The organism is Thermococcus nautili, assembly GCF_000585495.1.
Taxonomy (GTDB): Archaea; Methanobacteriota_B; Thermococci; order Thermococcales; family Thermococcaceae; genus Thermococcus; species Thermococcus nautili.
Genome location: NZ_CP007264.1, coordinates 173,662 through 187,803, shown reverse-complemented (window position 1 = coordinate 187,803; position 14,142 = coordinate 173,662). Strand labels below are relative to the sequence as shown.

Below are 14,142 nucleotides of genomic sequence, written 5' to 3'. Positions count from 1 at the left end.
GCTGGTAAGCCCTTATAAGGGTTCCTTTTGGAGGGCGTTTTTGACCCCTTCGTAGGCTTCCCTCAGCCTGCTCACGAGGGGATAATCGTGGAAAACAGCCGACAGCTCATCGAGGGCCTCGCCGAGAGGGTGGAGGTACTCCTCGGCTTTCGTCTCGCGGACGAGTCTCAACGCGCGGAGGAAGAGCATCGCCGTCTCGCTCCCGCTCTCGTCCCTTCTGAGGGAGTTAAAGAGCTCCGCAAGGGTGACCTCAAGCGCCAGCCGGGGAACCTCTGATAGATAGGCCCACGCGAGCGATTCGGGATTCAGGGGCCCCTCGCTTCCTGCGTCGAAGTACAGGCCCTTCTCGTAGGTCTCAACCACCGCAGAGACGTGGGGGCAGTTTCCGCCGAGCGGGCAGGTGCAGAGGCTTTCGCCGGTGGAAAGGTCAACCTCAACGTAGTACGGATACTCCCCCAAGACCTTGGAGTAGAGCCTATCGCCTGCCTTGACGACCCAGAGAACCCTCGCCATCTTTACCACTCCTTGGGGTTAGTCCGGATGAATTTAAGCCTTTCGGCGAAAGGGTTTTTAACGCCAAGGAATACTATCATCGGTGGTCATCATGAGCGACGTTTTTGAGCTGGCGAGGAGGTATCACGACGAGCTTGGGATAAAGGAGCCGAGCCTGGCCACGATGGCGGCCGAGTTCTTCGACGACCTGGGGCTTAAGATGGCCGACTTCCTCAGGAAGGAGGGCTACAACATCGTGGGCACGAAGTTCATAGACTACGACAAGAGCCTCGTCATGGACGTGACAAAAGGAGATAAGGGCTTCGAGATAACCCTGCGGAAGAGCTAACTCCCGTACTCAAAGGTTATCTCCCTCTTTTCCCCGGGCTTCAGGGTCACCGAGAACTCGACGTAGTCGGCCGTCTCGTCGAGGGGCTGAAGGCTGGCGTAGGTCACCTTACCCCACTTGTGGTGCCGGACGATAACGGTTTTCGTCTCGTTCCCGAAGTTCTGGAGGGTTATCCTGATTTTGTAGTGTTTTCCATCGTTGCTCCGCTCGAGGACGGTCGTGGTGCCTTTGAGCTCGTAGTCCCTGCCGATGCCTATCCTGACGGTATCGCCTTTCGGCGTGTGCCCGATTCTCGACTCGCCTATGAAGAGCTCCCCATCCCGAGTTTCCTTGAAAATCTCCACGGTTCCAGCTGGAAGGACTTTGTCCGTCTTGAAGGAAATCGACTCGTAGACGGGCCTCTCACCGCCGTAGGCCCAGCTCTCGTAGAGGTACTCCCTCTCAAAAGGAGCCCTCAGCTCGACGTAGGGGTAGACCATCGTGCTCCCCGCTTTGATGTCCGCAACGCCGAGGCGGTAGAGGTAGAAGGCCTCAACCTTCTCAGGGGAGCCAACCGTTACCTCGCTCGTATCCCCCGCCTTTTCATAAAGGTTCCGCGGCTGGGTGTATGTGGAGTAAAAGCTGACGTCTCCAGCGACTAGGAGAACTTTGGCATCGCTGAACTCCCTGTCGGTGGGGTTCTTTATGACAACGTAACCCCTGAGCTCGGCCTGGTCACCGATGTAGAGCCTGTACCTGCTTTCCCAGCTTATCCCGGAAACGCGGTAGGTGACGCTCACCCTGAACTTCCCGGCCTTCTCCGACCTGAGGACGGCGTAAACGCTCGACCCTCCGAGGTCCTTCGTTTTGAAGTAGGCGACCTCGTTCGGGTTTATCAGGTAGTAGCCGTCCCCCTCGACCGCTATTTTCCCGTCCCGGGTTCCGAGGTATTTTCCAGCTATAACCTTCCCGTTCTTCAGACCGACCTCAACGTCGCTCCCAACTTTGCTCTCACTGCTACCGAAGAGCCCCATGACCGAGACGCCGTCGTCGAGGGGTCTGACGCTGACCTCCGCCAGGTTCAGGCCGGAAAGCTCCTTCAGCGGAACCTCGTTTATCCCGGCCTTCAGCTCCACCTCGAAGGTTCGCTCGATGACCCCAACGCTCGCCGAACTGTAGAGTGCAACCGTAACGTCACTCGTCGAGGCCTTCTCCCCCTGGAAGGAGAGGGCTACGAGAACAATGACAACGAGCGAAACGACCAAGGGAAAGAACCTTTTCCTCATACTGCTCACCAATTAACTTTGGCCTTTGTCCTATTTATAGTCACCCACGGCTTCAACCGGGCTTGAACCAAAACTTTGCAAATGGAAACCCTTTTAACCTTCCCCTCTGAGTGATAAACGTCAAGCTTACGAGGTGATTGAGATGAGCCGTGTCGAAGAGGCAAGGAAGATAATCGAGAAGGCCAAGGCCGAGAACAGGCCCCTCGTTGAGCCCGAGGCAAAGGAGATACTCCGCCTTTACGGCGTCCCGGTTCCGGACTTCAAGGTCGCGACCAACGAGGAGGAAGCCGTTAAGTTCGCCCGTGAAATCGGCTACCCCGTCGTCATGAAAATCGTTTCTCCGCAGATTATCCACAAGAGCGACGCCGGTGGTGTTAAGGTCAACATCAAGAACGACGAGGAAGCCAGGGAGGCCTTCAGGACCATCATGGAGAACGCCAAGAAGTACAAGCCCGACGCCGACCTCTGGGGCGTCATAATCTACAAGATGCTCCCGCTCGGCAAGGAAGTCATAGTCGGTATGATACGCGACCCGCAGTTCGGCCCGGCCATCATGTTCGGTCTCGGTGGAATCTTCGTCGAGATTCTCAAGGACGTTTCCTTCCGCGTCGCCCCGATTACCAAGGAGGAAGCCCTTGAGATGATTAAGGAAATCAAGGCCTACCCGATTCTCGCCGGAGCGCGCGGTGAGAAGCCGGTGGACATCGAGGCTTTGGCTGACATCATCGTCAAGGTCGGCGAGCTTGCCCTCGAGCTTCCCGAGATTAAGGAGCTCGACATCAACCCGATTTTCGCCTACGAGGACGGCGCCGTTGCCGTCGACGCGAGGATGCTTCTCTGAGGGCTTTTTGCCCTTTTTCTCTGCCTAAATTTTGGAACTTAGCTCAAAGGGCACGGGGCTTTTGAGTCTCTTCAAGTCTTATTGCAACGCTTCTTCTTCAGGTACTCGACGCGGTTCTCCTTGCTTTCAATTCTCCTAGAGTCTTATTGCAACAGGGGGGTGCTAAGTGATGCCACGCAAAAAGAAAGCCCCTTCTTTCAATTCTCCTAGAGTCTTATTGCAACGTCAATGCTGGCGTGGTAAATGCTCTGGGCGGTGAACTTTCAATTCTCCTAGAGTCTTATTGCAACCGCTGAACTTGATTGCATAAACGCCCTTCTCAACGTACCTTTCAATTCTCCTAGAGTCTTATTGCAACCAGCCTATCGCCTACTTTGTCCAGCAGCTCTGCACCCCTTTCAATTCTCCTAGAGTCTTATTGCAACTTTATTCCCGAATTTAAGCCGGGAAAGTAGTTCGCTCTTTCAATTCTCCTAGAGTCTTATTGCAACAACATGCTCTCGGCGAGCTTCTTATCCTCCTTGGGGTCTTTCAATTCTCCTAGAGTCTTATTGCAACGGAAGTGCCCCGCTGGGTCTCCGAGCACGTTTACGGCTTTCAATTCTCCTAGAGTCTTATTGCAACCCGGTATGCGGAATAATAAAACGACGTCCCTGCAAAGCTTTCAATTCTCCTAGAGTCTTATTGCAACACATCGCAACGTGTTTAAACACGTCGGGTTTATAGCGCTTTCAATTCTCCTAGAGTCTTATTGCAACCCTTTCTGGGATTCCTTCCAGCAGAACGCAACCCTCTTTCAATTCTCCTAGAGTCTTATTGCAACCCACAAACCACCCAACGATGTCAATGTTCCTCGCCCCTTTCAATTCTCCTAGAGTCTTATTGCAACCTCCTTCAAGATGCGCTCATTCATTGTCCACCACCTCCTTTCAATTCTCCTAGAGTCTTATTGCAACACGGAAGCCACTCATCCCCATCGGCACGACAGCAGTCACTTTCAATTCTCCTAGAGTCTTATTGCAACGAAGGTTGCCGAAGGAAAGCGCCTGACCAAGCACGAGCTTTCAATTCTCCTAGAGTCTTATTGCAACTACGCTTCAGAAATCAAGCAGATGCTCGACACCGGTCCTTTCAATTCTCCTAGAGTCTTATTGCAACCTGGCTAGGGGTTGCCTGTATTTCAGCTCAAAATCCTTTCAATTCTCCTAGAGTCTTATTGCAACATGGAGGAACAGCACGTGGCGAGTGGGATATGATAACCTTTCAATTCTCCTAGAGTCTTATTGCAACTTCAGAATCGCCTGCTTCTGGTCGGAGCTGGCCGCACTTTCAATTCTCCTAGAGTCTTATTGCAACCCCTCCAGTTCTTTACTCTCCGTCGTTTCCCCGTCTCCTTTCAATTCTCCTAGAGTCTTATTGCAACTAGAGACCGCCCTCGCTGAGCTTCACCCAAACCTCGTCTTTCAATTCTCCTAGAGTCTTATTGCAACTAGCTCAAAGCCAATCCTCTTCACAGGGCCATACTTTCTTTCAATTCTCCTAGAGTCTTATTGCAACTGGGTAGGGCTGTGAAAAGGAGAATCCCGCGCAGGAGGCTTTCAATTCTCCTAGAGTCTTATTGCAACTCGATGGGACGTTGAGATTGACGATAAAAGACAAATACTTTCAATTCTCCTAGAGTCTTATTGCAACCTTATTGGCCTCGGGCTTGGGCTATGGTTTGGGGGATCTTTCAATTCTCCTAGAGTCTTATTGCAACGGCTTATGGCGTCAAGGTCAATGGTGAGGGAGACCCCTTTCAATTCTCCTAGAGTCTTATTGCAACCTCTCTAATGTTCTCAAGGAACTGGACTGAAAATTTTTCTTTCAATTCTCCTAGAGTCTTATTGCAACTCTACATTCCCAACGAAAAGTAATCCAATGCTCAATACTTTCAATTCTCCTAGAGTCTTATTGCAACGGAGCACACGAAATGGCATGAGGAAAACCGGAGTTCGCTTTCAATTCTCCTAGAGTCTTATTGCAACGAGTTAGAATGAGACTATAACTATAACACAACAGGAGGCTTTCAATTCTCCTAGAGTCTTATTGCAACGAAGTTGGTCCTTTGGGCTGGCTAGAACCTGAAAATTCTTTCAATTCTCCTAGAGTCTTATTGCAACGCTTTTTGCGTTGCTTGGCTTGACGACTGAAAAACAGCTTTCAATTCTCCTAGAGTCTTATTGCAACTGCAGATAAAGAGTGTTACATTTGACGCCGGAACTTCCTTTCAATTCTCCTAGAGTCTTATTGCAACCTTTTTGCGTTGCTTGGCTTGACGACTGAAAAACAGCTTTCAATTCTCCTAGAGTCTTATTGCAACGTTTTACACTTTTTCCTTAATCGTGACGACTTCATGACTTTCAATTCTCCTAGAGTCTTATTGCAACCGGGTGCCGGACGACGTAGCGGACAAGACAACAAAAGCTTTCAATTCTCCTAGAGTCTTATTGCAACAGGGCGCGAAATTCATTCTTTCGCCCAACAAAGAGAGAAGACCTCTCGATATTTAAGCCTTTCCGGAGATTGGTGCTAATTTCGAAGGTCTTGTTAGTCGTGGTTGAGGGAATAAACCCACTTACAAAGGTGGCGATGCCGTCTTTTACCCGATTTGTATCAATCCCGGAATAAGTACTGTCAAATGCCGAGGGGTTGGCGCCAGCGATTTCTTGGAAGCTGATATAAAATCTCCTTTTATGAAAAACGGTCAGATTTAAACAGGGATTGGGCGAATCTGGACCAGGCACACCTTTATCTCAGTATTTGGAAGGAAATTTGGAATGGATTGCAACAAAAATATAACAATATGTTCTAGTTTTTTAGCGCATAAAAATCGATTTCCTGGTGATATTGGGGAAGGTTTTTGCGCTTTCTCCGCTATGGTGGTCGCTATCCAAAATCAGAGCGTTCTGAGCGTGATGCATCGGAAAAGTTAAAATTCCTCGACCTAAAACTTTGATGGTGGTCCCATGTACATTATCGTGGTCTACGACGTTAACGTGAAGCGCGTTAATCACGTGAAGAAGTTTCTCCGCCAGCACCTTCACTGGGTTCAGAACAGCGTCTTCGAGGGCGAGGTCACGAGGGCGGAATACGAGCGCATCAAGGCCGGTCTGAGGGAAATAATAGACGAAAGCGAGGATTCGGTGGTAATCTATCGCCTCCGCTCCCAGCCACTGCGCGACGTCCTCGGAACGGAGAAGAACCCGATGGAGGATATTATTTAAAACCACGCCACCAGCGGTTCGTACTCTTTCACCCCAACGAGGTGCTTGATGAGCTTGTAAGCCTCAAGACGAATTAACCTTTTCTTCGTGACGTTCCTCTTCAGCTCTGGATGTTTAACGCTCTTCGTGAGCTCCTTCTCGTACTCGGAAAGGACCTTCTTCATCCCCTCCTTCGTCAGGAGGACACCGTTGAGCTCCTCCCGAAAGTGCTCCTTCGAGAGCATTCTCTTGGTTACGAGCCTCGTCGCGAGCCTGTCCGCTACAATCGGCTTGAAAATCTCGCTCAGGTCGAGGGCAAGGGAGAACCTCCTTTCCCCGGGCTCGTGAAGGTAGCTGACGGTAGGGACAAGCTGGGTGTTGTAGAGCTCGCTCACAATGGTCGCGTAGAGCCTTGAGTTGAGGAAGCTTATCAGGGCGTTCATCTCGTTCTCCGGCGGTCTACGAGTGCGTTTGACTATCTTAAAACCCTCTGGAAGGTGACCGTCCCATCTCGAATAGTAGGCCTCGCGAATCCTCGCCTCGACGTTCATGACCTCTGTTATCTTCCGCGCCCCCTCAAGTTCCTCTAGGAGTTCCCTCAGCTCCTCAGAGAAGCCATCATTAACTTTCCAGCGCCTCAGGTTCCGCTCCATGTTGAGGGCGCTTCCCCTAACGAAGAGCCTCGCCAGTTTGAGGCGCTTCTCTCGGTCGAGATAGTGCTCTGCCTGCCTGATGACCAAATCCCCTGAGTTGAGGCTTTCCCTGGGGTAAAAGCTCCCATCGTAGTGGCCGTAGTGGTTGAAGAAGTGAACGGATATACCCTTCTGGGCCAGATAATGGAGAGCTTGAGAAGTTATCGTCACGTGTCCATAGATGTAGATGTCGTAAATTCCCTCAACCGCGAGGGGCTTCCTGCCGCGTTCGTTCTCGAAGTAGAGGGTGTTCTCCCGTCTGAAAAGCGTTCCGTCCGAGAGCAGGGTCAGGGAGCGCTTCCTCATGCGACCACCTCAAACCCAGCAGAGTTCGTAGTAAGCGCATTTGAGGCATTTCTTCGATTTAACGGGCTTCGGTGGAGCCGGGAGAGATTTAATCCGCTCAACTTCTTTTATCGCCTTCTCGATTTCACCCTCTCTGCCGTCGAGAGTTACCTCTTTTGTCTCGTTGAGCTTCGGGTAGTGGAGGACGGCCTTTGCCTTTATGCCAAGCTTTTTGAGGTAGTAGAGGTAGTAGAGCGCCTGCATTTCGTGGGCCTTCTCCATGCTTTTGCCGAGCTTGACCTCGTGAACCTCTATGGTATCGCCCCGCCGAATGAAGTCAATCTTTATGCTCCCAACGAGGACTTCCTTCTCCTCGTTGGCGTAGCGCTGCTCGTGAAGGAACCTGCCGAGGTCAACCCACTCGTTCTCCTGCTCCATTGTGATGCCCTTCGCGAAGTACCAGAGCTTCGTCGGGCAGATGAAGAGGTAGTTTATCTCTGTGCCGGTGATGAGGAGGTCGGTGATTGGATATTCCTCGGAGCTCACATTATGTCCCCTCCTTCCCTCGGTTCCCGCTGGAGGCCCAGTTCCGGGCTGTACTCGAGCTCCGCAACAAGCACGTACTTCCCCGGCCCCCTGTCAGAGAGCCTGTGAAAGGCGTCACTTTCACTCAGGTACAGCCACATTGGAACCGGCACGAGGTAGCGGTAAACCTCGATTGACCGCCCGTGGTTAATCAGCTCCAAAACCCTGTCCTGATAGACCCCGGGAACCGCCTCAAGGCCGTGGAACATCTCATAGAATCTCCTCTCGCTCTCCCCGCCCTTCAGAGGCTTTAGGCCCCTGAACAGTTCGAGGGCCTGCTCCCTGTACGTTAACACCTCCTCCGTGAGCTTCTTCGCCAGAGGTTCATACGCACGGGTAACGAGTTCTGGAACCAAGGATTCGAGGAGAGGTTTTCCGTTGAGCTCCTCGAGGAGTTTGAGACTCTCCTTCACGACCTCTATCGGGTATATCTTTTTGTCTCCGTCTCCACCTTTCGTCAGGATATGGACGTCCCGCGGTTCTCCAAATCCCCTCCTGTTCACCCTGCCGAAGCGCTGAATGAGTGCATCGAGGGGAGCAGGCTCGGTGATTATCGTCGAGAAGCTTATGTCGAGCGAGACTTCAACTACCTGCGTCGCAACAACGACGTCGTAGTTGTTCAGGTCTGCGAGGAGATTCCTCTCCTTTTCCTCCCTGTCTCCATAGGTGAACCTGCTATGGAGGAGCATGGCGTTGTGGTCCTCGCTCAGGCGGGAATAAACCTCCATCGCCCTCGATACGGTGTTGCAGGCAATTAAAACGGGACCATCCGCCGGAACTTCGGCGAGCAGTTCTTCAACCTCGTCCATTGAGCCGTCTATAACGTTCACGCGGTGCCTCGTGAATCTGTCAGCATCTTCAGGAGGAGCGGTTAACAGTTTGGGGTTGAGAGCTTCGCGTAAGAGCTCCTCAAGGAACTCGGGCAGGGTTGCGCTCATCACGAGGGTTCTGGTCTTTCTCTCCTTCAGCAGTTCGAGCATCGCGAGGATTATTCCGAGGACGTTCGGCTCGTAGGCGTGAATCTCATCGAAGATTAGGAGCGAACCAGTTAGCTCCATCAGGCCCATCTCAGGGAAGCCGACGCCGAAGAAAGGCTTCATGAGCTGGAAAGGCGTTGTAACCTTGAGGGGCGTGTAAATCTTCCGGTAAAGCGAGGAGAGGCGCCTGTATTCAAGCTCTGAGGAGTAGAGGTAGAAGGCTGAAGAGCTGTGCAGAACCCCAACGAGTTCGGGCTCGCGGAAGAGCGCCAAAAGGCGCGAGTGCATGGCGTTTATGCTGGCCTTGTAAGGGAGGACGTAGAAGATTCTGCTCGCCACTCCCTTCTTGGTTCGGAAGGCGTTCCTGTCAGCCCAGAGGAGGGAAGCCTCGGTTTTACCATAGCCCGTGGGTGCGCGGAGGATTAGGTTGCCCTCAGTTTCTCCCGCCCGCCTCTGGAGAGGCCTCCAGCGCTCGGGCGGAACCCTTGCCTCAACGGCAGTTCTTATGTCAGACAACAGGCGAACGGCAAGCTCACCGGCTGAAGCGAGGTGGTCGGAGGCGTTGAGGATTCCGCGGAGGAAGACTAGCTCGTTCCAGTACTTTTGGGAGTTCCGCTCATACCAAGTTAGCAGGGAGTCGAAGTCGTAGTTCATAATTCGCTCGGCCCAGTCTTCCGGGGGGTTGAAAAGGCCCTTCCGCCTTCCGAAGAAATACAGCTCCCAGTAGGGAACACGTTCAAAGAAAATGCCCTCAATGTAGTCCCTGTTCTGGAGGAGCTCCTCCACCCTGTCCTCGAACTCCGCACGGTGTTCCCCGCTGGGCAGTATCTCTTCAAGCTCGTCGAGGGTCCTGTGGTGGGTGAGGATTGCGAGTGCAATGAGGTTTCTCTCGTCCTCGGGAAGGTCGAGGAAGGCCGTAAATGGTGTCGAGAGTATCTCGTGCCGATAGCCCCACTTTCGGGGGTCCCTCTGGAACCCGCTCGCACACTTGCCGAGGTCGTGGAGAAGAACGGAGTAAAAGGAAAGCTCCCAGATGCGGGGGAAGAACTCCTCAAGCCACTTGAACGCCCCTTTCATGCTCCTCAGCACGTTTATCGCGTCGTTGGTATGGCACTCAAGGAAATCGTGCGGAAGGAACTTGGCGTAGCAGACCCTCATTCGCGCCACCTGTGGAGGTAAACGCCGACCCCGAGTTCCTCGTCGTAGGGGAGCTTCAGCCTCGGCGCTTTGCCCCTTGGAAACGGCAGGACGACGAAGGGCCTGACGAGCCTTGCTTTCCTTGGCGTTACCGAATAGTCGTACTCGACGACGAGGGCGTGAACGACGCCAGGAACTCCGAGACTCACCGGAAGGACGGTCCCGCCGACCGGGGCTTCCCTTTCCTCCAGACTAACCTCTTTTATCTCCTCAACCGTCGCCACGTCGCTCGAACGGCCGAGGAGGAGCTGATACCTTGGCCTTCTGAAGTGTTCCGCCCACTCATCTGGGAGGTAGAGGTAAAGCTCGGCGTTGTAGAGGAACTCGCGCCTCATTATGTCCGTCTCGACCTTTCCGAGGGCGTAGATTTTTTCGAGGTCAAGGCCTTTACCTTCGCTCCTGAAGACGTAGCCGACGTAGGGGAGCTCGGTTAGGTAGACAGGCTCACCCTTCGCCGCGGAGAGTATTCCCTGAACCGTTGAGGGTGGGGGAACCGGTAGTGTCGGCTGGTGGCCCGATTGAAAAGTGGGATAGCGGAAGGAAGCAGTCCACGCCCTCAGTTTGACCCGTATCATGGGCTCACCCGTAGTAGGCCTCAATTTCCTTAGCGAACTCCTCTATCGCCTCCCCAACGGTGCCTATAAAGACCTCAACGCCGGCTTTTTCCAGTGTCTTGGCAATTTCATTGACGTCCCAGCCGAGGGAGCGGGTGAAACCCTCGTCGTAGCCGATGCAGAGCCTCGCGTTCTTGGGGATGACCTCTTTGAGGTCTTTGAGCCTCTTCGCAAGGGCCCCGGCGTCGAAGCGGATTTCACCCCTCTCCTCGAAGACGAGGTCGCTTATGAAGGGGTTTATGCCGGCATCTACGTTGAGGAGCAGAACGAACTTCGGGGTCACATCGGTGTGGTACTGGCTCTGTTTGGCCCCACCGGTCAGGAGGCGAAGGGCTTTGATGGCCTCTGTGGCGCGCTTCTTCCGGATTTCTGGAGGCATAACCCACTCTTTTCCAGTTCTCTTGACGCCGAGTTCTTCAGCTATGCGCTCCATCTCCTTGATTTCATTGACGACGTCCTCTGTGCCCTTCTTTGGGTTGCCCTTCTTGTCCTTTGGAACGTCGTCCCACGTGAGGAGGTTCTTGAAGCCGGCCTTGCTGATGATTGTGAACCGTCCGACGGAGTCGAGGTCGAGCGAAAAGGCCCCCTTGAAAACCGTCGAGTAGAACTCCTGGCTGTAGGGAACGGGGTCCCCTTCATGCCTTGATGCGTAGCCCTCGTCAACCGTCACGGAGCTTCTATCAGGCAGTATCGAAATCAGGGGCGTGTTCTTGAGGGGCGAGACCCTCGTGACGGTGACGTTAACCCCACCCTTCTTGAAGGCTCTCATGTAGCCGAAAACATCGTCGTCCGGGTACTTGAGCGGATTCGCCGCGGTGAAGACCTGCTTCTGCTCGCGGTAGAGCGGGGAGAGCTCCCAGTTGAAGTGCTCCTTGAGGGTAAAGCGCCACCAGTAGCGCCAGGCCTGTGGCGAGACGTAGGGGTAGCGCTTTCCTCCCCTTCTGAAGGTCTTAACCCTCGTGACGTTCCTGTCGGCGAGGCTCTCATCGATTCCGAGCATGTTCAGAGCGGAGTGCGGTGCGTCAATCAGCACCATTCCGGTTGCAAACCTCATTCTTCCACCTCCCCAAGGCCGTAAATCCCAACGTCCTCAATTTCTTCAGCTTCTCCGGCCTCCTCGGCCTCTTCTGAGGCCTTCATCAGGCGGTCGTGGAGCTTCTCATAGACCCTGAAGAGGAGCAGGTGCTTGACGGTCCTCCACGAGACGTTAAGGTCCTCGCCGTAAGATGTTAGAACCGTCGCGAACTCGTCAAAGGTCATCAGGGGCTTCTCTATCCCAAGCCTCTGGCGGAGCTTTTCGAGGTTCACGAAGAAGGCCTCGAACTGGTAGAGCTTCTCCGCCTTCTCCAGCTCCCTGACGCGCCTCGAAAGCTGGTTGTCGGGGAGCTTCTCCAGCGTTTCGACAATCCTATCGCCAACATCTCTGATAAACTCCAGAGCTTCCTTATCCAAACCCAACACCTCCGAACAGTAGAAAGACAAAAGCGACCATTTCGCGTTCGCACGGCGGTTTTTCACATCGATAAAGTAGGGCAAAATGCTCTCCTCGGCCAAGAGCCTGGCGTAGACCTCGTTGGCGTAGCTCCTCTCGTACTTCTCAAACTCCTCCTCGGCCGGCCGTTTGCGCCAGCCCATAGCCACAATCCTCTTCCAGCCCTTTGGGTCCTCCCTGCTCGCGTGGGCGATGAAGCGTAGGACGGGCGTTGGAACGTGGATTATCGTAACGTCTGGGCTTTTGTTATTGACAACGAAATAGTAAAGCGTTATTGACGCGTTGGCCCAGAGGTCGTCACGCTCCGTCTTCCTCGTCAGCTCTCCGAGGAGGTGAAACAGGAAGTTCTCCGGCCTCTTGAAGTCCCTCGCGTTCGAGGCAAGGAAGTTCTTCCTGACGTCGTTTAAGGCTTCTCTATGGAGTTCGAGCATGAGCTCGTAGGGGTAGGTGTGCATCACGAGAACCCTTCCCCCGACCTTGTAGGCGACCAGTGGAAGGAACTGGACGAGAAAGAGGCAGTGAGAGCAGACGTTGAGGCCGTCCTTGGCGGAAGGGAAGTAGTTGGGGACTCCTCCAGTGCCGACCAGCGGGAAGTCGGAGCGGTAGACTGGTTTTGGACGGGAGTGTCTCCTACCGCAGATTTCGCAGATTGGCGCGTTGGGGTCTTCGGGCTCCTCGAGGAGACCCCTGAGGTTCTTGGCTATTGCCTCTGGAGTTCTCTTCTTCGCCATGCTCGGGTTGGCCATCAGGATTCCACTGTTGGGGAGCATCATCGCGTGAATGTAGCCGGAACTCCACTCCTTGCGCGCGTAGAGCTTTGAGGCAAAGTCTATTGCCTTCTCGATGTCCTCTTCTGTGAGTTCTTCCGGAGAGTTCTTTCTGTTTATGAGGAGCAGTGCAACGAGACCGGCATCCACAAAGGGGTGTCCAGTCCAAGTGAAGAGGGCTCTGGATTTTCTGGTTTTCCCATCACTACATGGAGATTTTGTTTGAGTGGGGTTGTTCAAGAATCGAGCGAGTGAAATTTCCCTTCCGATTATTCACACCTCCCTTCCAGCGCTTTTTCTTCGGCTCGTTTCGCCCATCAACCTTCACCATCCCGAAGCCAATCGAGTTCTTCTCCCCAAAGCCAACGAGGTAGCCAACGCGGAGGAGCTCTTCACTGCCCATTGCCCTGAAAACGAGGTGCCATGCCCTCTGGTACACCCCGGGTTTCACCTGGAGGCGCTTGGGCTTGGCAAGGAGAACTTTGAATTCAACGTCCTTCTCTTCCGGAACCTTCCCATAGAGGGCCACGTACTTGTCAATCAGGTTCTCTCGGATGTTCTCATAGAATTCCGGCTCGGTTGGATTGAGGTCGTAGCGTTTGAGCCTGCCGAACTGGGGCTTTAGGGTAGTCACGGCAATAGGAGACAGAGTTATCATCTTTCTGCCAGCAAGTTTGTTCGGTTCAGATATTGCTTTTACTTCCTCGACGGTAAAGTTTTCACCCCACAGTTCAACCTCTGGGTCCTGGAGGAGCCCTCCGATAAACGCCTCTGCGATTTCAGGGATGGCAGTTGAAAAATAGAAATAACCCCTGCGGTAGCCGTGAAAATAGGGTTTGTCCTCAAGAAAATCCCGCTTCTCAGCCATAAACAGGGAGAAAGTAAAGAACTTGGGAACCTTGGGATTGTGGAGCTTAAGGCTAAGGTCGGGGCTGGTGCGCTGAATTCGCCGGTAGACCAACCCCTGAAGGTAGTGAAGATGATTAAAGGGCACTTTAAACGGCTCACTCTGGGGCGTTAACCTTATTACAAACCGCAAGATACCACCCCACGTACGATAGGGAATAGGAATCAGAGAAAGGTCAGGGTCGAAGCTTATAAATTTTTCCATGTTTATGAGTAGAAACCTCAAAAACGTTAAGGGGTTTGGAGCCGGGACCGGGATTTGAACCCGGGTGGAAGGGATCTGCAGTCCCTCGCCTCGCCTCTAGGCTATCCCGGCATTGACCCAGAGAAGTTAATGGCGCCGCGGCGGGGATTTGAACCCCGGTGGGCACCGCCCACCGGCTTAGCAGGCCGGCGCCCTACCAGGCTAGGCTACCGCGGCACAGCACCCAGGTT

At 53.4% G+C, this 14,142-nt stretch carries 12 protein-coding genes, 2 tRNA genes and 1 CRISPR repeat array; of the genes, 3 read left to right on the top strand and 11 right to left on the bottom strand.

Annotation, left to right across the window (positions count from 1 at the left end):
* Positions 1–12 precede the first annotated feature (12 nt).
* Positions 13–513, bottom strand: a complete 501-nt coding sequence (locus BD01_RS01050) for an SWIM zinc finger family protein (protein ID WP_051482142.1) — start codon at positions 511–513, stop codon at positions 13–15.
* Between the two features lie 91 nt (positions 514–604).
* Here BD01_RS01050 and BD01_RS01045 point away from each other — a divergent pair, with 91 nt between their 5' ends.
* Complete coding sequence (locus BD01_RS01045) at positions 605–841, top strand: hypothetical protein (protein WP_042689027.1); 237 nt, start codon at positions 605–607, stop codon at positions 839–841.
* Here the strand turns inward: BD01_RS01045 and BD01_RS01040 are convergent.
* On the bottom strand, positions 838–2,106 hold the full coding sequence (locus tag BD01_RS01040) for a DUF4139 domain-containing protein (RefSeq protein WP_042689025.1): 1,269 nt from the start codon (positions 2,104–2,106) through the stop codon (positions 838–840). The genes BD01_RS01045 and BD01_RS01040 overlap by 4 nt on opposite strands.
* Positions 2,107–2,248: 142 nt before the next feature.
* Between BD01_RS01040 and BD01_RS01035 the strand changes: the two genes are divergently transcribed.
* On the top strand, positions 2,249–2,947 hold the full coding sequence (locus tag BD01_RS01035; RefSeq protein ID WP_042689023.1) for an acetate--CoA ligase family protein: 699 nt from the start codon (positions 2,249–2,251) through the stop codon (positions 2,945–2,947).
* Positions 2,948–3,005: 58 nt separating this feature from the next.
* Positions 3,006–5,443: direct repeats of the CRISPR family, unit length 30 nt; unit sequence CTTTCAATTCTCCTAGAGTCTTATTGCAAC.
* A gap of 512 nt (positions 5,444–5,955) precedes the next feature.
* On the top strand, positions 5,956–6,213 hold the full coding sequence (gene cas2 / locus BD01_RS01030) for a CRISPR-associated endonuclease Cas2 (RefSeq protein ID WP_042689020.1): 258 nt from the start codon (positions 5,956–5,958) through the stop codon (positions 6,211–6,213).
* Here cas2 and cas1b read toward each other — a convergent pair.
* From cas1b to BD01_RS00985, 9 genes are all read right to left on the bottom strand, one after another.
* Complete coding sequence (gene cas1b, locus BD01_RS01025; protein WP_042689018.1) at positions 6,210–7,190, bottom strand: type I-B CRISPR-associated endonuclease Cas1b; 981 nt, start codon at positions 7,188–7,190, stop codon at positions 6,210–6,212. The two genes, cas2 and cas1b, sit on opposite strands and share 4 nt — an antisense overlap.
* A gap of 9 nt (positions 7,191–7,199) precedes the next feature.
* Positions 7,200–7,715, bottom strand: a complete 516-nt coding sequence (gene cas4 / locus BD01_RS01020; RefSeq protein ID WP_042689017.1) for a CRISPR-associated protein Cas4 — start codon at positions 7,713–7,715, stop codon at positions 7,200–7,202.
* The gene (locus BD01_RS01015) at positions 7,712–9,889 is read right to left on the bottom strand and encodes a CRISPR-associated helicase/endonuclease Cas3 (protein ID WP_042689016.1); all 2,178 of its coding nucleotides are present in this window, start codon (positions 9,887–9,889) and stop codon (positions 7,712–7,714) included. The genes cas4 and BD01_RS01015 overlap by 4 nt, the downstream gene beginning before the upstream one ends.
* Entirely contained in the window at positions 9,886–10,503 is a 618-nt protein-coding gene (cas5b, locus tag BD01_RS01010; RefSeq protein ID WP_042689013.1) for a type I-B CRISPR-associated protein Cas5b, read from the bottom strand. Before cas5b ends, BD01_RS01015 begins: the two co-directional genes overlap by 4 nt.
* Before the next feature lie 4 nt (positions 10,504–10,507).
* Entirely contained in the window at positions 10,508–11,596 is a 1,089-nt protein-coding gene (gene cas7i, locus BD01_RS01005) for a type I-B CRISPR-associated protein Cas7/Cst2/DevR (protein ID WP_042689010.1), read from the bottom strand.
* Positions 11,593–12,951, bottom strand: a complete 1,359-nt coding sequence (gene cas8a1, locus BD01_RS01000) for a type I-B CRISPR-associated protein Cas8b1/Cst1 (protein WP_245599257.1) — start codon at positions 12,949–12,951, stop codon at positions 11,593–11,595. Before cas8a1 ends, cas7i begins: the two co-directional genes overlap by 4 nt.
* 55 nt (positions 12,952–13,006) lie before the next feature.
* On the bottom strand, positions 13,007–13,840 hold the full coding sequence (cas6, locus tag BD01_RS00995) for a CRISPR-associated endoribonuclease Cas6 (RefSeq protein WP_051482141.1): 834 nt from the start codon (positions 13,838–13,840) through the stop codon (positions 13,007–13,009).
* A gap of 108 nt (positions 13,841–13,948) precedes the next feature.
* A tRNA-Cys gene (locus BD01_RS00990) sits at positions 13,949–14,023 on the bottom strand.
* A 19-nt stretch (positions 14,024–14,042) separates the two neighbouring features.
* Positions 14,043–14,128 (bottom strand) — tRNA-Ser (locus BD01_RS00985).
* Positions 14,129–14,142: the final 14 nt, after the last annotated feature.